Here is a 17,163-nt window from a genome sequence, read left to right on the forward strand (position 1 = left end):
CAGGACTGTGATGGGCCGTTCCCGCTCATCCGGCCATCATTCCACGAACCAGGGAGAGCGCATTCGCGTAGAGCAGGGCCGACGGTAGGGCGAGCGCGACGGCGAGCCACTCGAACGCGTCTCCGACCCGCGACCACACCAGCGACTTCGCGCCCTTGGACACCGGGATGACGACGGCCACCGCCGCCAACCCGACGAGGAACAGCAGGGCCGCTCCGAGCAGGTGGAAGCCGCTCCCGAGGGCCGCCGCGACCTGGATGCCGGCGACGTGGCAGACCACGGCGGCCGCGGCACGGGGGAACCACCGGAGGAGGCGCGAGGTGGTGTGCCGCGGCGTGAGCAGCAGGGCGAGCGCGAGGCAGCAGAGGAGAGCGATGCCGCCGGATACCACGAACGCGTCATCGGGCCAGGGCCGCAGGAACGCGACAGGAGCCATCGCCGCGGCCACGATGCTCAGCACGGCGGTGCCCGCGATGAGGCGCGCGGAGGAATCGTCGACCACGGCGGTGATGCGCTCCGGACGCAGCAGCCCGACCGACTCGGGGATGGCTCCGCGCACGGTCCACCGGCTGGTCATGAAGTGCTTGTAGTCGATGAAGTAGCCTTCGGGCAGGTTGACGAGGCTGCTCGGGAGGGCACGCAGGCCCAGCGGAACGAGGCCGAGCGAGACGGCGGCGGCCTCCGCCTCCCCCCACCGCAGGAGCAGGGCCAGGCCCCAGACGGCGGCGAGGCCCACGAGCAGCACCGTCGCCGTCCCGGCCGCGGCGCGCATCGGGCGAGCCCTGGCCGTCACGGCGATGATCGCGGTGGTGACACCCGCCGCGAGGAACCCGGCGGCGGTCGACAGGTGCGACGCGTCCTCCAGCCCGGCCGGGATGAGGAGAACGCCGGCTGCGAACGACAGCAGCACCGGCGCGAGCACCCCGAGGATGCCGCGCACTCCCGCCGCGGAGTCTCGTCGCGCCCACGCGACAGCGCCACCGATCGCACCGGCCGCGACGAGGAGGGCGACGAGAAGCCGGATCAGCGGATCGACGGCGCCCTGGGCGAAGACCGCGACGAGCAGCATCCCGCTCACGGCCAGCAGCCACCACCGTGCGCCGTGGTCGGCGCGCGTCTGGTCCGTCGCCTTCTCCGCCGGGCGCGCCTGCGGAGCCAGAGCCGTGCGGTCGATCAACGCATAGAGGCCACCGTCGACGAGGTCTTCGCACTCGGTGTCGCCGGGGATCTCGTATCCCCCGGGGCCGATCGTGACGAACCGGTCCGCGTCGGGGATCCCGCTCAGGGTGAGGGCGTCCTCCAGCGTCTCGTCGAGCGGCAGGGAGAGGTCGATGCGATGATCTTCGCTCTGGAGGACGATCCGACGCCGCTCTACGATCTCGACTGACACACCTGCACCCTATCCACTGCGCGAGGCTCTCGCCGCGCGGCGCCGCCGCAGGCACTTCGGGGGATCACGATGCCCCCGCTCCGACGGCGTCGATGATCTCGCGTGCGCCGTCGGTCGTGAGCGTGACGTGCCCATACACAGACGTGTCGACGACTCCCGGGACCAGCCGCTCCATCATCGATTCGAGGTCGATGGCCGCACCGTCGACGTCACGGACCGCAAGCTCGATGTCATCGGTCGGCAGATCGTTCTCATCGATGATGATCTGAAGAACCGACGCGAGGTCCGACTCGGTGAACTCCGCATCATCGAGATAGACGCCGACCGACAGCTCGAAGGAGAGTCCGCTCGTCGCCTTCTCTGCAAACGCCTCGGTGACTCCGACATCGGAGGCCAACAGCGCCGCCGGGATCTCCTCGACCTCGTCGTCCGCCAGATCGCCAGCTACGAGCGAGCAACCGGTAAGGGAAGAGACCGCCCCTGCGAGAAGCGCGGCGGCAGCAAGAGCGCGATGACGCCTCAATGCTCCACCCCCGAATACACCTGGTGGTCGATGACCTGCCCCCCGAGTCCGGCGAGATCCCAGGGGTCTTCGCCATCGTTCTCAGACCGATAGTGTCGTTCCCACGCGGCGACGGATTCCGCGTACGCATCATTGTCGTGCGCATCGAAAAGGTGCTTTCCTGGCGGGTCGGGGAGCGTGATCTGATGCATGTTCGGCGGCAGAACCGTGATCGGCGTGTGCGGGACGTCGATGGGGGCCAGCCCGGGTAGTCCGGGCACCGCCACCGCGCTTCCATCGGTCATCGGCACGACGTCCGATGCGTGTTGGAACGCATAGACGGGGACGTGCGGCGGCACCGCGAAGTTGTCGACGGGTGAACCGTTCGTCACCACCGCGAGCGGCTTGTAAGGGAAGGTCGGGTCGGCAGCGAGGTTGGCCGCCATGATGCCTCCCTGGCTGAAACCGGTCAGGACGACATCAGCGCCGGCGGGAATCCCCGCTTCCTTCATCGCCTGCAGGACCGCGCGCTCATACTGTCCACGGAAGACCGGGTTGTCCATCATGAGAGCCAGGTTGCTGTCGCGGTCGTTCATCGCACCGTGCGGCCCGTCGAACTCCCACGGCTGCGTCGAGGGCAGCGACACCACCCAGTGGGTCGAACCGTCCGCCGCCCGCACCTGCTTGATGTCGATGACCGTCGCGTCCTGACCGCCCATGGCGTCCGTCGTCGTGTTCACCGCGACGAGATCCGAGAGGGAGCGCAGGTTGCTGACTTCGTGCGCCTCGATCCACGCGAGGAGCGCCCTCCCGCTCAGGTCATCCGGGTCGATCTCCCGCACGTTCACGTCCGTGTCGAGGAAGTCGTCCAGCACATTGCCGCCGAGGACTCCGAGCGGGCCGCCGAACAGCCCCCCGAGCACGGGCATCATGTCGGCGATCACTCCGCGGAGCCGCTGCAGCGCGTCGCCGACCAGCGGGACGAGCTTGTACAGCAGCTCCGCGAGTGAGACGACGGCGCTGATGAGGTTCTTCACGAGCGCGCCGCCGACCGTGACGAACTCCGCGGCGGAGTTCGCGAACCGCTCGAGGTCCTTGAGCTTCGACAGCGGGTTCACCGACCATCCGAAGAGGTCCTCGGCGAATCGGCTGAGACGGCCGAGGAAGTCGCAGATCAGCACGCGGGTGGACTCGATGATGTGCGAGACCGCACGCACGGCGCTCGCAGTCGCGCCCGTCCACTGCACGCCGTCCTCGCTCACGGAGAGCACATCGGAGAAGCGCTCGCGCAACGCCCTGACCGTGCGGCCGTCCAGGTCGACCAGCCGACGATCAGCGTCGCTGAGCATCGCGTGCGTCCTGCCGAGCGCGCGCTCCGCGTCCTCCCAGCGCGCCGCGAAGGCGCCGACGGTGCCCGGGTCGCCGAGCAGATCGTCGAACCACTCGCGGAGGGGCTGGATGTACTGGATCAGCAGACCGGCGATGCCGGGGATGCTCGCACAATCGGCCTGCGCCGACGTGTAGCCCGCAGCGCCCGCTGCCCAGGACCCGGATCGCACCTGGCCGCTGATCGCGGCGACCGCGGTCACAGGGCCTGTCCTTCGATCGCGCGGAACGTCGTCACGGCGGTCTCCTCCACCTCGCGGAACTGTCCGACAGTGGCTGCGAGAGCCGCAGACGTCAGTGCCGAGAGCGCGCTCGCCGTCGCGAGCGTCGACCGGGATGCCTCTGCGAGTGCCGACACCGCCGGGCCGAGCAGGGGGGTGCACAGGGCCCCGAACGCCTCTCCGCCCACGCCGCCGGCCGCGTTCGCCGCGGCGCCGCGCAGGATGTCCGCGGCATCCGAGAGCGCCCGCACATGAGCCTGCAGCAGATCCGCGTCGACGACGATCTGCTGGTTCGCCGCTCCCGTGGTCATTTCCATCCTCCCGACATCGTCATGTTCAGTTACCCCCCGAGTGCGCGCTGGCCGGCCAGGTCCGTCTCGGAGTACGACGTCGCGAGATCGTCCAGGGTGGTCGCGATGGCCTCGACGAGGGCGCTGCGCTCCCGCATCGACAGGTCGAAGCGCCCGTGCGCGGAGTCGAACGCGGACTGGGCCTCCCCCGACCACGAATCCCGCAGCACGCCGGCGATCCCGACGAGCTGCTCCAGGGCCGCGTCGATGTTCGCGGACGCATCGCCGATGGAGCGCGCAGCCGCGGCCAGGCGGGACGGGTTGACCTCGATCGTCGCCATCAGCGGTACCCGAGGGTGTCGTCGCCCGGGGCCGGAAACGCGACCTGGACGTCCCGCCGGACAGCGTCGACCAGCCCGGAATCCGCACCGAGCGTCTGCGCAAGGGACTCGACCACGGCGTCGGCCGCCGCGCGCTGAGCCGCGGCGATCGTGTCGGTGATCGTCGCACCGAGCGCGATCGCATCGTCGACGGCGCTCGACAGCCGTACTTCGGTGATCGCTCCGGTCGGCTGCGCCACCACCGTGACCCGACCATCCGACGACGTGATCGTCGCCGTGGTCTGCGTCACCTCGGCAGACACCCGCGCCGCTTCGTCCGCAAGCTCGCGTGAACGCGCGATCTGCGCATCGATCTTCGCGTTCAACGCCTCCATCGACGCGAGAACGTCATTTCCCTCCGGCATCTTCTTCCCCCTCCGTTCGGTCACAACGAGTCGAGTGACCGATTGCGCTTACTGCTCATGCTTTCCCCCTTGCGCGGCGGTCTGTCGTCGTGAGTTTCGCGCCACGACGATTGCGAGGATGATCCCGCCCACAACCAGAACAGTGACGACGATCCCGCCGCCGATCACCCACGGCATCGCCGACACATCCGATGGTTGCTCGGCCCCGCCGGGCGCGGAAGAGGATCGTGGACTCGCTGTCGCATTTTCCCGATCCTGTGCCGCCTTGACCTCGTTCACCATCGCAAGTGACGGGGAGGCGTTCGGATCATCGGCATCGAAGATCGGATTCTCATCCGGATACTTCGTTGGATCCACCGCCAGCATCCCGGCAAGAGACGCCGCGCCGTATCCCGTGCCGGAGTTCCATTTCGGTTCGTGCTCGCCCTTCGTGCCCGTGTTGTGGATGAGGCTCTGAATCAGCTGCCCCGCTGTAGCCTCCGGATACTTCTGCTTCACGACCGCCAGCATCCCCGCCACGATCGGCGTCGCGTACGACGTCCCCGATCCGAGCGACTGCGCCTCCCACGAGTCCGACGCGCCCTGCAGCAACAGACCGATACCCGGGGCGGCGGCGATGACGTCGTCACTCACGTTCGGCTCCCCGTACTGCCCGTTCTGGATCTTGCCGTCCTCACCGAACGCCTGCACGGCCACGACACCGTTCAGACTGGCCGGCGGGGAGGCGATCCCGTCCTCGTTCGGCATACTGGCGACCACCACCACGTCGTTGGCGTAAGCCTCCGCGATGCCCTTCGATGCGTCCATGCCACCGGAGGAGATGGAGATGATGTCCGCCCCGTCAGCCACTGCGTCCGAGACGGCATGGTCCAGCCCTGTCCGGTTGTCCGCCGCCAACTTGCTGCCACCCTCCTGCAGACACTCAGCATCCTCGCCCTCGTCGTCGAGGACACCGTCGACCACCGGCGCAGTGTAGAACAGCATCTCCACCCCGGGCGCGACGCCCTTCACCGGGGCGCCGCCAGTGGGTGCCTCCCCCGTTCCCACGATCATCGATGCGACGTTCGTCGCATGATGCGAGGCCACATAATCTGTCGCGACCGACGGATACGGCGTCCCAGACGCATCCAGACAGTACGACGGCTCCCGGACCGTCACGTCCGCCCCGCGGAGACCGACCGCATCCGGATTGATCTGACTGTCGATCACGGCCACCTTGACACCGGAACCATCGAAGCCCGCATCGTGAGCTTCCTGGATCCGGCCACGATCGAACCACCACAAGCCCGACTCCGCCGTCTTTGCCACCGCCGCCGACGGCACCAGGGCCGCCATCGCAAAGCCGGCCACGCCGACGACCGCGGCTAGACCGCGAGAGACTCGCCGCATCGATTCTGTGGCGGACGGCGAGGTCTGTGTCGAATGACGACGGCTACCTCGACCCCCCATTGGTCCCCCTTCTTTGCGGCACCCCGAACTCCCCGGACTCATCCGACGCGGTCGCCGCGCCCGGCCTCTTCGGACCAGAGCGGCGTCATTCAGTTGGCAGGCTCGTCGCGGGATCCGGCGCGAGCACCCTTGGCGCGGGGGCCGGCTTCCTCGTCGTCCTCCAGCTTCGGCGCGATAGGACCACCGAGGCCCGAACGCTTCGCCTTCTCCTCCTCGTCGGCGCCACCGGCGCCGCCCATCATGCCCATGCCGGGTCGGCCACCGGCACCTGCCGCGCCGGAGGACCCGGTGCCCGAGGCACCCGCCCCGCCGACGCCGCCGGCACCGGCCATACCGCCGGGGCCCCCTGCTCCACCGATGCCGCCGACACCACCGACGGCGGAGTTACCGAGCAGACCGCCACCGGCCTTGAGCCCAGCGCCTGCGCCCGGCCCCAAGCCAGCACCGCCGAGTCCGCCCATGCTGCCGAAGCCGGCGATCTTCGAGCTCGCCGCGATCGCCGCCGCACCGGCGCCACCGCCCATGATGCCGCCGAGGCCGCCACCACCGCCGGGGAAGACCCCGCCCGGAAGGGCACCGCCGGGAAGCGAGCCGGAACCGGAGCCGCCGGGACCACCGGAACCGCCGGGAAGACCGCCACCGGGCCCGCCCGGAAGCAGGCCGCCGCCGGGAGAGTCGATCGAGGGATCATCGCCGCCCGCACCGGGAGGGGTCGGCTCCCAGCCGCCGGGAGGGGTGGGCTCCCAGCCGCCGCCGGGAGGTGTCGGCTCCCAGCCACCAGGGTTCACCCCGCCGATCTGTCCACCGCCAGGGGAGGCAGGCGGACTCACGCTTCCCGGATGGCCTCCGCCACCCGGGCTGGAGCCGCCGGGGGAGCTTCCGCCTCCGGGATAGGAGATGTGCGGAGCGGTGACATCCGTGCCCGGGTCCACCGGCTTCTGCGGCGGTGCGGGAACCGCGACCCGCGGGTCGAACTCCGACAGTGTCGCGGACGCGGCCGTGAGCGACTTCGCGGACGGCGCGAGGGCCGACTCGATCTGCTGCACGATGCGCTTCGCCTCTTCCTCACGCTTGTTGCCGAGGAAGCCGCCGATCACATCGAGCGCCTTGTCCGCGGCGAGCGGGCCGAGAACCGGGTGCACGACGACGGAACCGACCTTGGCGGCGTTCGCCCAGAACGGGTCGATCCTGGTCGACGGAAGCTCCGTCGATGCCGCGTTGCGACGGTAGGTGTTCGCGTTCTCGATCGTCGTGGTGAGCTGTCCGACGTAAGTTTCGAGGATGCGGAAGTTCTCCTGCAGCTTCCCCAGCGACTCTCGTGCGGCTTCGAAAGAGCTGCCCTTCCACGCCGACGAATCCAGCACGGTGCCCAGTGCACCGACGAGGGAGTTGAGCGCCGTCTGCAGGGAAGCGGCTTTCGGGATGCGCCAGTCCTCGAGTCCGCGAATGCGATTGAGCTCGGTTTCGTACGGTCCAGTCATCGGTCTCCCCCTTGTTGCGTCTTCTGTCGTCGTGATGAGCTCGTCAGCACCACGGCGAGTACCACTCCGCCGATGACGAGGATGGCGAGCACGGCCCCACCGCCGATCAGCAGCGGTACGAGATCCGTCCCCGCGTTACCCGCATCATCGCCCGCCTCACTCGTCGGCTGCGGAGAAGCGCTCGCGGCGAGCAGTGCGGCTTCCTCGTCCACGTTGGCCTGCTGGGGAACAGCGTTCTCATCGTCGGCGTCCCAGAGCGGGTTCACATCCGGGTACTTCGTCGGATCGACAGCCAGCATGCCGGAGAGCGATATCGCCCCGTACCCGCCGCTGTTGTTCCACTTCGGTTCGTGCTCGCCCTTCGTCCCGGTGTTGTGGATCATGCTCTGGATGAGCTGATTGGACGTCGCCTCCGGGTACTTCTGCTTCACGACCGCCAGGAAGCCGGCCGCGATCGGCGTCGCCAATGAGGTCCCCGAACGCAGTTGCTGCGCGTCCCACGAGTCCGCGGTGCCCTGCGCGATGATCTCCAGCCCCGGAGACGCCACCTTCACGTCCTCACTCAGATTCGGCGAGGGCTCGGCGAGCACCGGATCGTACGTCGAGTACTGGATCTTGCCATCGGGGCCGAACGCCTGCACGGCGACGACACCGTTGTAGCTCGAAGGCCAGTCACCGACCCCGCCCACATTCGGCAGCGAACCCAACACCACGACTCCGGCCGCATGAGCCTTCGCCACCGAATCCGCGGCGTCGACCAGCCCGCCCAGCGAAACCGAGATGATATCCGCACCGTCGTCCACCGCCGCCGAGATCGCCTTTGCCAGGCCGGAGGGGCGGCGCATTCCCTCATCGCTCAGATCGTCATTGATCAGCTCGCCGTTCTCCTGCAGGCAGGTGGACTCGACGTCGTTCCCCTCCGGCGCGCTGGTGGTGATCATCGAGTTGTAATAGAGCACCGTCGCGCCCGGCGCCACACCCTTGATGGGGGTGCCGCCGACCGCCTCTCCCGTGCCCAGGATCATCGAGGCGACGTTCGTGCCGTGATTCGCCGCGACATAGTCCGAGGAGATCGCGTCATACCGCTTTCCCGACTCGTCGAAACAGAACGACTCCTCCCGCACCTGGAGGTCAGCGCCCCGCAGACCGGGAGCATCCGGATTCACCTGGGTGTCGATCACGGCGATCGTCACTCCGGAACCGTCGAGGCCGGCGTCCTGTGCGGCCTGCACCTTGCCCCGGTTGAAATACCACAGCCCGCCCTCGGACGCATCCGATGCTGTCGCCGGCACGGCGACCGCGACGCTCATCGCGACCACGCCGATCGCGGCAGCGACCAGGTGTCGTCCGCGTTTCATCAGTAGTCCATCTCCTCGGGCTCATCCGTCGAGGTCTCCGAGGTCTGCGCCCCTGCGGGCGTCGGCTGGGGCGTCGTCGGAGCCTGCTCCACGGCGGAATCCAACAAGGAGAGGATGAGCTTCGCTTCGTCGGCGATCGCTGCATCCTGTTCCGCGATGGCCATGACCGCGAGACGCATGGCTTCGTTGGCGTCGTTCAGCGCGACGATCGAGTTCTGTGTCGCTTTGCCCATGCCGTCGGCGACACGCTTGACGGCGTAGCGGAAATCCGCGGTCGCTTCCGACACGCCACCTTCCGAGACGGCGACCTCGGATGCAGCAGGAAGCTGCTGCATGTCCCGCTGAATGCGCTTGATCTCAGCGAGTATCTGATCAAGGTCGATTCCGATGGTCATCGACGCCCCCTCTTCTTTCCTCCGGCGATCCCGTCACGCCTGCTGTACCGTCCGGTGGCTCACCGAAAAGCACAGCAGACGGCGCGGGTCCGACGCATCTCTGCGCCAGACCCGCGCCTCGGGTTCACGCGCCGAAGCGCCCCGCAGCCGACTTGTCGGTCTGCACGTACTGACCCGAGATCTCCTCGGTCTTCCCGGCGATCTGCGTGAGCAGCTGCTGCATCTCGCTCAGCGAGCGGTTCCACTTGGCCTGCGCCTGGTCGTAGGCCTGCTGCGCGGCACCATCCCACGCCGCACGCAGCTTGCCGACCTCGGACTCGAGGCGGTCCAGCTCGGAACGAATACCCTGCGACCCGCTGCGGATCTGCGCCGCGAGAGCGTTGACCTGCTCCGGGCGAACGGACATCGACTGCATCATGTTCTCCTTGAAATCTCTGCGGTCTGCGCTCAGGCGCCCATCATCGAGCCGAGGCCCGAGATGGTCTGCTGGTGAGCTTCTTCGGTCGCGGCCTGGTCGCGCTCGGTGCCGGCGAGGGCATCCTCGAGCGTCACGAGGACCTCGTTGAGCTGACGAGCCTGCTCGTCCCACCGCGACATCAGCGTGGTGAACGATGCGGCAGCCGCACCCGTCCAGAACCCGCGCAGCTGCTCGATCTCACCGCGGACCTTCTTGGTCTGCTGATCGATCCCGGACTTCGTCTCCCGCACGGCCTGGGCTCCGCGACGCAGAGCCCCCTCTTCTGCGGAGATGACATCAGCCATTACTCACTCCCTCCGGTCCCCATGAGGACACACGCGGGGGAGCGCCTTCCCGATACGGGACGACTTCGGAACAACCCCCGACCAATCTGTTTCCGCACATAGGCTAAGGCAGGTCGGTGCCCATTTCCAACGGCCTGGACAGATCCGTATCGAAATTTCTATGTTGGATCGATGAATGAGTGCCCTCACCACTCAGAACCCGTGCTGACGGACGAAGTCCGCGAATCCTTCGCCGGCTGAATCGCCAGCGACGAAGGTCGGGACCTCGAGCAGGAACGTGTCGGTGAATCCGTCGCCACCCGGAACCACGACGTCGATCGGGTAGCTGCCCCCGAACGCCAGCACGCGCGGTGTCCCTCCCGTGGCGGACGCATTCTGCACTGCCGCGACGATCGCCGCGGTCACGTCCACGCCGTTGATGCGGTACTCCGTGCCGTCGGGCAGCCGTTCCGCACCCGACATGTCCACCCCGACCGTCTCGGACGACAGATGGACGAGGCGATGCTCCGGGACCGTGCCCTCCTTCGGGATGCGGACGAGGTGCATGGTCTCGTCCCTGGTGTCGTCTCCGACCTGGTACCGCACCTGTACCTGCGCGCCGTCCGCGACCGTCTCCGCCCGGGTGACCTCGACGAGTTCAGGCCTCGAATCGACAGACGAGTACACCTCGTCGGCGAGCAGCAGCGCCTCGTCGGCGTCGATGTCGACGTCGAGGTCGGTCATCAACGCCGCCGATCGCGCATCTCCGTCCTCGAGGAGTTCGAAGAAGTTCTCGACCGTGGCTTCTGCCTGCAGGTCGTCGATGCGTGTCGCGATCGGCTGCACCGGCGACGCCGGAGCACACGCGCTCATGGAGGCGGCCAGGCAGAGGGCCCCCGTCCACGCGAGCAGTTTCCGCGCACGGCGGATGCGGGTTTCGTGCATGATCACCTCAGTAGATGATGGCAGCCGGCCAGGTGCCGTTCGGGAAGCCGTAGAGATTGGCCATCCCCTGCTTGAGCGAGTCGGCGGTGCTCTTCGATGCGGTGAAGTTCCGGGCCAGCTGCGCCGTCATGTCCACCGCGAGTTGCGCAAGGTTCGTGCAGACATTCACGATCTTCGGCACGATGTCGAGCCACTTCAGCGGGTCTGCCGAGATGAACTCGGACGCCGCGTCGACCTGGTCGAGCATGTAGGTGATCATCCGCTCACCGAAGTCGATCCACGCGTTGAGGATCTTCTCCGCGTACTCGTTGAGAAAGTCCATCATCGAGTCCGTGTACCCCGCCAGGGTGTCCATCGCGGCCTTCTGCCGTTCGGCGAGGTCACCGTAGCCATCGCCGGGGTCGCCCTTCCACGTGCTGTCCGCGCGCAGGTAGGAACCTTCGATCGTCGTCTTGGAGCCGGTGATCTTCTGTTTGACCGTGATCCATTTGTCGTGCTTCGCGTACATCGCGAACGGATTGCCGGGACTCAGATAGTCGGCGATCGTGGCGACGAACTCGTTGTACTTCTCGATGGCGTCGTTGAGGCGTTCCCTGACCTCGTTCATGGTGTTCTTGAACCAGTCGAGGAACTTATCCCAGAGGCTGATGTCGCCCTTCTTGGCGTCGTACGCCTCGTTGCATTCCGTGAGCTTCTGGCCGGTCTCGGCGATGCCGTCGGTGACGTTGCGCACCAGGTCGTCGAACGAACCCTGGTCGGTGGGTGTGATGAACTCCATGTTGTTCCTCTCCGAGGCTCCGGCTCAGCCCTGATCCAGCAACCACTGCGAGTAGCCGTCGGCCGCCTCGTAGTTCCGCTTCGTCTGGACAAGCTTGTCCGACACGGCCTGGAGCGCGATCTTGGCATCGTCGACGAGCGTCGAGATCGTGTCCTGCGCCGTGTTGTAGTTCTCTTCGGCACCGACCATGTGTCCGATTCCGTCCATCTCGAATCGGGCCAGTGCGCACTCCTCGACGATCCCGGCCACTTCGCCGTACGTCGTGGACAGGTCGCTCCACACCTTCGAGTCCGCCTCGAGATCTTCGAGCGCCGCCTCATAGTCTTCGTAACTCATGGTCCTCCGTCGTCGCTATGCGGGTGCAGGGGTGGTCAGTGCGAGGGGTGGGTGCGGGCGCGGACGGATGACACGACCGCCTCGAGCTCCGGCAGGTCACCGAGCACGCGGTCACGCTGATCACGCAGCCAATGGTCCGCTTCCTGGAACAGTCCGACGATCTCGGACGCGAGAGTCTGTTCGGGCGTGAACTGGACGTTGTAGGGGTCGACGTCCAGGGCGCGAGGAGTCCCGCCGACCAGCTCGAGCGTCACGTTTCCCGACGGGCTGCGCAGCTGAATCGACTCGCGCGTCGCTGCTTCGACGGATCGCCGATAGTCATCGAGTTCCGAGAACGCGGCGAGAAGGTTGCCGAGCCGAGCGCTGAGGGCGGCGCGGCCCTGCGTTCTCGGCGTCTCCACGGTGGGGGCGGTCTCGCCCGCTGAGGCGCGGTGCCCCAGCTCCTCTTCCAGTTCCACCTTCGTCTGATTCCTGGACGCCTCGCTCGCATGGAACAGCCGCAGGATCAGCGGACCGACATCCTCCGCACGCACCGATCGCCACCATTGCGGCGACAGGCGCAGCAGGTCGAACGCACCGTCGGCCCCGACCGACACCTGTACGAGCCCATCATCGTCGGACACTGTCCAGATCTCGGGATCCGCCGCGCGCAGGGCTCCCAGACGCTCATGCGTCGAATCGTGATTCGTCATGCCTCACTCCACAAGCTCTTGGTGGACCGCTGTGCGTTCGCGAAGACGTCGTTCGAGTCCCCGGTCCGTCGCTGCACGCGGTCGAGCTCGTCCTGCATCTCCTGCATCAGTGCATTCCAGCGCCCCTGGGCGTGCGCATATGCGCGATGGGCCTCGCCGCTCCACTCACCTGCGAGCCGGTCCAGGCTCGCCTGCAGGTCGCCGAGCAGTCGCGCGATCTCGTCGCGCGCCCCACGGAGCTCACCGACCAGCGCCTCGATCTGCGAGCCGCCGATCTTCATCTCTTCCGACATCTCCCCCGCCTTCCTCCGGTCGCGCGACGCCGCCATCGCTCGTCCACGCGTTCGCAACAGATAGTATCTGGCCTGTCAACTAGAGTGAGTCCGGGCCGGACCCCCGCAACGCCTGCGGCGGGAGAGCATCGCACACGTGGGGGGACACCACCGATATGAGCCAGAGCGGCACCGTGGCAGGAACCGTGCTGCGGATCTCCGTGGTCAGCGACGACCGCAGGCTCGACGTGGGGGTGCCATCGCAGGTCCCCCTGGTCGAGATCATCCCCGGCTTCGCTCGGAGTCTGGGCGTGCTGGATCCGACCCTCACGCACGGCGGATACGCGCTGCAGCGGGCGGACGGCACGCCCCTCGACCCCGCTCGCGGCGCCGCGGCCCAGGGCGTGCACGACGGCGAGCTGCTGACCCTGGTGCGCGGCGGGCTCATGCGCGAGCCGCGCATCTACGACGACGTCGTGGAAGCCGTGATCGACGCGACGGCGGAGCAGCACAACTCCTGGACGCCCGCGGACAGCTCCCGCACCGCCCTCTTCGTCAGCCTCACCTTCCTCGCCCTCTGCGCCGTGCTCCTCGTCGCGACGCCGCCGACGTCTCTGCTCCCGGCGATCATCGCGGGATCGGGCGCGGTCGTGCTCAGCGTCGCCGCCGCGGTGCTGATGCGGCTGCGGCAGCCGGAGGCCGGTCATGCGCTCGGACTCACCGCCGCGGCGTACGGCGGGCTCGCGGGCTACCTCGCGGTCCCCGCGCAGAGCATCTGGGGCTGGCCGCTCGCCGCTCTCGGGCTCGGACTCGTCGTCGTCGGAGGCCTCAGCCTGGCCGTCACCCAGGACAAGCCCGAGATCCACCTCGTGCCCATCGCCCTCGGCGCCTCGATCGGGATCACGGCTACGGCGGCCGCGATCTTCGGCGACCCGCTCGCCTCGTACGCACTGATGCTCGCGACCACGGCGCTGCTCGCGAACGGCATCCCGTGGCTGGCCCTGAGCTCCACCCGCATCCGGGTGATCTCGCCGCAGAGTGATGCCGACATGTTCTCCGCACCGCAGCCCATCGATGCCGAGGAGGTGAAGCGTCGCGCCGCGGCCGGTACCCGCACGCTGATCGCGCTCCGTGCCGCGCTCGGCCTCGCCGCCCTGATCGCGACCCCGCTCGTCGCCGCCAGCGGTGTCACGGGCGCCGTGCTGTGCGTGCTCGCCTTCGTCGGCATGATGTTCCAGTCGCGGCAGATGCACGCCCGTCTCGGGGTGCTCGTGCTGATGGCGATCGGGGCCATCGGCCTCGCCGCGACCGGTGTGACCGTCGCTCTCGCCCTCCCCGACGTGCGCACCTGGATGCTGCTCATCCTCGTGGTCGCGACCGTGGTCCTCATCGGCCTCACGCTGCTCACACCCAAGGCCCGCCTCCGCCTCACGCGGCTCGGCGACACGGTCGAGGTCGTCGCGCTCGCCCTCCTGCTCCCGCTGGGGGTCATCACGGCGGGGCTCGTCTGACCGATGGCGACCAAGAAGGACCTGATCGAGGCCCAGGGCTTCAGCCGACGACGACTCCTCTCCGCTTTCACCGGCGGCGCCCCCGGCGGCAAGGAGCTCGAACCCGCCAAGCCGCTGCGCGCCGTGATCGCGGGCATCGCCCTCACCGTCGGCGTGATCCTCGTCGGCGTGTTCTGGGGCATCATGCAGCCGGGCCTCCCGGGCGACTGGCAGAACAACCGCCTCATCGTCGCCACCGACACGGGCGCCCGCTACGTCTCGGTCGAGGGGACGCTGTACCCCGTCATCAACACCGCCAGCGCCCGCCTGCTCATCCCCGCCGGCGAGTTCAAGGTCGTGCGCACGGATCAGGCCGCCCTCGACGGCATCCCGGTCGGCGGCTCGATCGGCATCCTCGGCGCGCCCGACGACCTGCCCACCCCGAGTGCCCTGATCAACACGGCATGGACGGCGTGCGTCGACGACGCCGCCGGCACCGCCGTCTCGCTTTCGGGGACGCCGATCGCGGCACCGTCGACGGGCACGGGCGCTGTGGTGCAGCGTGGCGACGAGCTCTTCGTGATCGCCGGCGGCCTGCGATACGCCGTCCCCGCCGACGACGCCAACGCGGTGTTGCGCGCGGTCGGCCTCGGCACCAGCGACGTCATCGAGGTCGACGGGCGCTGGCTCAACCTCTTCGAGAGCGGCGCCGATCTGGAGCCGATCCGGCTGAACGCCGTCGGCGCCCAGGTGCCGGGGACCGACCTGACGGCGGGCACGATCGTGCACGTGCAGGGCAGCCCCGCGGACGAGCGCTACGTCGCGCTCGCGACCGGAGAGCTCGCGCGCCTCAGCCCGCTCGCGTACCAGCTCTACCTGCTCGGCAGTGCGCAGGAGGCCGGCACGGACGAGGAAGAGGTGTCGCCGGCGGAAGTGGCCGACGTGCCCACCGTGCCGAACGCCGGTGGCGACGACTGGCCCACGCTTCCGCTGACGCCGCTCGCATCCGACGAGACGCCGTGCGCGGTCCTGGGTGACGACGCCCGCACCGTCCTCGGGTCCACCAGCACCGAGCTGCCGGAAGGTCGCGACCGCGTCGGCGTCACCGTCGGCGGCGGGGCCCTCGTGCAGACGAGCGGCCCGTCCGATGAAGCGGTGGGCATGGCCGTTCTCGTCGACGAGTCCGGCACCGCCTACGCCATTCCGGGCGCCGTCCTGGACGAGTCGGCCGAAGACGCGGCGAGCGGCCCGCTCGCCCAGCTCGGCTACACCCCGGGCGACGTCGGACGGGTGCCGAGCGCGTGGATCGACTTCTTCGCCGCCGGGCCGGCGCTGACCACCGAGGCCGCGAGAGAGTCGCCCGGCTCCGGGGACGAGTGATGCGCCGCCGTGCCGCTCTCGCCACCCTCGTGGTGGGTGCTGCCGTGCTGGGGACGCCGGCCGCCGCGGTGGCCGCGCCGGCTGCCCCCACGACGATCGTGTCGATGGCGACCGGTGCCTGCGAGCCCGGCACCGTGGTGTTCGCTGCGGAGGCGCCGTCGGCACTCACGGCCCTCGGGGCGGAGGATGCGAACCGTCTCGCCACCGGGAAGGGCATCGTGGTGGCGGTCGTCGACTCCGGAATCGACGCCGGCAACCCGCACCTCGCCGGTGTCGTCGTCGGCGGTGTGAACCTCGTTGGCGACGGGGAACGCGCTGACGGCTTGAGCGATCTGACCGGGCACGGCACCGCCATTGCCGGGCAGATCGCGGCGCAGCCCGTCTCCGGCTCCGGTGTCGTGGGCCTCGCCCCCGACGCGCGCCTGCTGTCCGTGCGCGCGTTCCGCAGCGATTCGCCGCAGGACGTCGACAAGGGGTGGGGCCCGAGCGCCCAGCGCCTCGCCGACGGCATCAACTGGGCGGCCGACAACGGCGCGGACATCATCAACGTCTCGTCGTCACAGGAGACGGACTCGCCTGCGCTGCGCGGGGCGGTAGAGCACGCTGCTGCGGTCGGAGCGCTCGTCGTCGCCAGCGGCGGCAACAGGGCCTCCGACCCCGAGGCGGAAGACGGAGCCCGGTATCCCGCCGCCTACGAACAGGCCCTCGGCGTCAGCGCGGCCGACGCCAACGGCCTCGCGACCGACAGCTCGATCCACGGGCCGCAGGTCGGCGTCACGGCCCCCGGCGCGAATGTCCTCACCGCGGCGACGGGCGGCGGCGACTGCCTGTTCGCCTCCGACGCCCCGGCATCGAGCTTCGCCACCGGCTACGTGAGCGCGGCGGCCGCGCTGGTCGCCCAGGCACACCCGGACGATCCTCCGGCGGGGTGGGCGTATCGACTGACGGCCACGGCACTCCGCGCCGATGCCGACAACCGCGACGACGTGAACGGCTGGGGCTTCATCCGGCCGTCGGCCGCCATCCAGCTCCTCCCCGACCCCACCACGCGCGGGCCCGTCAGCCCCTTCTTCGACACCGCGGAGAGCGCGGTGCGACCCCCGGTCGTGAGCGTCGACCCCGACCACGGCGTGCCGCCCTTCATCCTCACCCGCGAGGTGGCGCTGATCGCCGCGATCGCCGGAGCGACCCTGCTCGGGGTCCTCGGCATCCTCATCGTGCTCCGGCGACGCCGGGAGTCCCCGCCCGACGCGGCGGCCGACGTCGAACGACAGGGCGGCCTCCTCGACCGCCCCGAGCCCGAGGTCTGAGA

Annotated in this window: 20 protein-coding genes; 3 read left to right on the forward strand and 17 right to left on the reverse strand. The window is 69.0% G+C overall.

Going from position 1 to position 17,163, the window contains the following annotated elements:
- Positions 1–25: 25 nt before the first annotated feature.
- From ACIGJI_RS07755 to ACIGJI_RS07835, 17 genes are all read right to left on the reverse strand, one after another.
- Positions 26–1,390, reverse strand: coding sequence for a hypothetical protein (locus ACIGJI_RS07755; protein WP_363444810.1), 1,365 nt, complete (start codon positions 1,388–1,390; stop codon positions 26–28).
- A 64-nt stretch (positions 1,391–1,454) separates the two neighbouring features.
- Positions 1,455–1,913, reverse strand: a complete 459-nt coding sequence (locus ACIGJI_RS07760) for a hypothetical protein (RefSeq protein ID WP_232089166.1) — start codon at positions 1,911–1,913, stop codon at positions 1,455–1,457.
- A complete protein-coding gene (locus ACIGJI_RS07765; protein WP_363444812.1) occupies positions 1,910–3,481 on the reverse strand; it encodes a hypothetical protein in 1,572 nt (523 codons plus the stop codon). Before ACIGJI_RS07765 ends, ACIGJI_RS07760 begins: the two co-directional genes overlap by 4 nt.
- Positions 3,478–3,810, reverse strand: coding sequence for a hypothetical protein (locus tag ACIGJI_RS07770; RefSeq protein ID WP_187663168.1), 333 nt, complete (start codon positions 3,808–3,810; stop codon positions 3,478–3,480). Before ACIGJI_RS07770 ends, ACIGJI_RS07765 begins: the two co-directional genes overlap by 4 nt.
- A gap of 29 nt (positions 3,811–3,839) precedes the next feature.
- The gene (locus ACIGJI_RS07775) at positions 3,840–4,130 is read right to left on the reverse strand and encodes a WXG100 family type VII secretion target (protein WP_187663167.1); all 291 of its coding nucleotides are present in this window, start codon (positions 4,128–4,130) and stop codon (positions 3,840–3,842) included.
- Positions 4,130–4,534: a YbaB/EbfC family nucleoid-associated protein gene (locus ACIGJI_RS07780; protein ID WP_363444814.1), complete on the reverse strand. Its 405-nt coding sequence runs from the start codon at positions 4,532–4,534 to the stop codon at positions 4,130–4,132. Before ACIGJI_RS07780 ends, ACIGJI_RS07775 begins: the two co-directional genes overlap by 1 nt.
- Positions 4,535–4,582: 48 nt before the next feature.
- The gene (locus ACIGJI_RS07785) at positions 4,583–5,869 is read right to left on the reverse strand and encodes a S8/S53 family peptidase (RefSeq protein ID WP_363444816.1); all 1,287 of its coding nucleotides are present in this window, start codon (positions 5,867–5,869) and stop codon (positions 4,583–4,585) included.
- 203 nt (positions 5,870–6,072) lie between these two features.
- Entirely contained in the window at positions 6,073–7,464 is a 1,392-nt protein-coding gene (locus ACIGJI_RS07790; protein ID WP_363444817.1) for a hypothetical protein, read from the reverse strand.
- Positions 7,461–8,822, reverse strand: coding sequence for a S8 family serine peptidase (locus tag ACIGJI_RS07795; RefSeq protein ID WP_363444819.1), 1,362 nt, complete (start codon positions 8,820–8,822; stop codon positions 7,461–7,463). The genes ACIGJI_RS07790 and ACIGJI_RS07795 overlap by 4 nt, the downstream gene beginning before the upstream one ends.
- Positions 8,822–9,217, reverse strand: a complete 396-nt coding sequence (locus tag ACIGJI_RS07800; RefSeq protein ID WP_187663162.1) for a hypothetical protein — start codon at positions 9,215–9,217, stop codon at positions 8,822–8,824. The genes ACIGJI_RS07795 and ACIGJI_RS07800 overlap by 1 nt, the downstream gene beginning before the upstream one ends.
- Positions 9,218–9,341: 124 nt before the next feature.
- On the reverse strand, positions 9,342–9,623 hold the full coding sequence (locus ACIGJI_RS07805; protein WP_136052373.1) for a WXG100 family type VII secretion target: 282 nt from the start codon (positions 9,621–9,623) through the stop codon (positions 9,342–9,344).
- 41 nt (positions 9,624–9,664) lie between these two features.
- Positions 9,665–9,979, reverse strand: coding sequence for a WXG100 family type VII secretion target (locus ACIGJI_RS07810; protein WP_187663161.1), 315 nt, complete (start codon positions 9,977–9,979; stop codon positions 9,665–9,667).
- 192 nt (positions 9,980–10,171) lie between these two features.
- Complete coding sequence (locus tag ACIGJI_RS07815; RefSeq protein WP_363444821.1) at positions 10,172–10,903, reverse strand: hypothetical protein; 732 nt, start codon at positions 10,901–10,903, stop codon at positions 10,172–10,174.
- A 7-nt stretch (positions 10,904–10,910) separates the two neighbouring features.
- Positions 10,911–11,681: a hypothetical protein gene (locus tag ACIGJI_RS07820; RefSeq protein WP_363444823.1), complete on the reverse strand. Its 771-nt coding sequence runs from the start codon at positions 11,679–11,681 to the stop codon at positions 10,911–10,913.
- A gap of 24 nt (positions 11,682–11,705) precedes the next feature.
- Complete coding sequence (locus ACIGJI_RS07825) at positions 11,706–12,017, reverse strand: hypothetical protein (RefSeq protein ID WP_187663158.1); 312 nt, start codon at positions 12,015–12,017, stop codon at positions 11,706–11,708.
- Between the two features lie 35 nt (positions 12,018–12,052).
- The gene (locus ACIGJI_RS07830) at positions 12,053–12,709 is read right to left on the reverse strand and encodes a hypothetical protein (RefSeq protein ID WP_363444825.1); all 657 of its coding nucleotides are present in this window, start codon (positions 12,707–12,709) and stop codon (positions 12,053–12,055) included.
- Positions 12,706–13,002, reverse strand: a complete 297-nt coding sequence (locus ACIGJI_RS07835) for a WXG100 family type VII secretion target (RefSeq protein WP_259952759.1) — start codon at positions 13,000–13,002, stop codon at positions 12,706–12,708. The genes ACIGJI_RS07830 and ACIGJI_RS07835 overlap by 4 nt, the downstream gene beginning before the upstream one ends.
- 155 nt (positions 13,003–13,157) lie before the next feature.
- Here ACIGJI_RS07835 and eccD point away from each other — a divergent pair, with 155 nt between their 5' ends.
- The 3 genes from eccD to ACIGJI_RS07850 are packed head-to-tail and all read left to right on the forward strand — an operon-like array spanning position 13,158 to position 17,161.
- Complete coding sequence (gene eccD, locus ACIGJI_RS07840; protein WP_363444827.1) at positions 13,158–14,492, forward strand: type VII secretion integral membrane protein EccD; 1,335 nt, start codon at positions 13,158–13,160, stop codon at positions 14,490–14,492.
- 3 nt (positions 14,493–14,495) lie between these two features.
- On the forward strand, positions 14,496–15,851 hold the full coding sequence (eccB, locus tag ACIGJI_RS07845) for a type VII secretion protein EccB (RefSeq protein WP_363444829.1): 1,356 nt from the start codon (positions 14,496–14,498) through the stop codon (positions 15,849–15,851).
- Complete coding sequence (locus ACIGJI_RS07850) at positions 15,851–17,161, forward strand: S8 family serine peptidase (protein ID WP_363444831.1); 1,311 nt, start codon at positions 15,851–15,853, stop codon at positions 17,159–17,161. Before eccB ends, ACIGJI_RS07850 begins: the two co-directional genes overlap by 1 nt.
- The last annotated feature ends 2 nt before the right edge of the window (positions 17,162–17,163 follow it).

The organism is Microbacterium sp. NPDC064978 (assembly GCF_044543605.1).
Classification (GTDB): Bacteria; Actinomycetota; Actinomycetes; order Actinomycetales; family Microbacteriaceae; genus Microbacterium; species Microbacterium meiriae.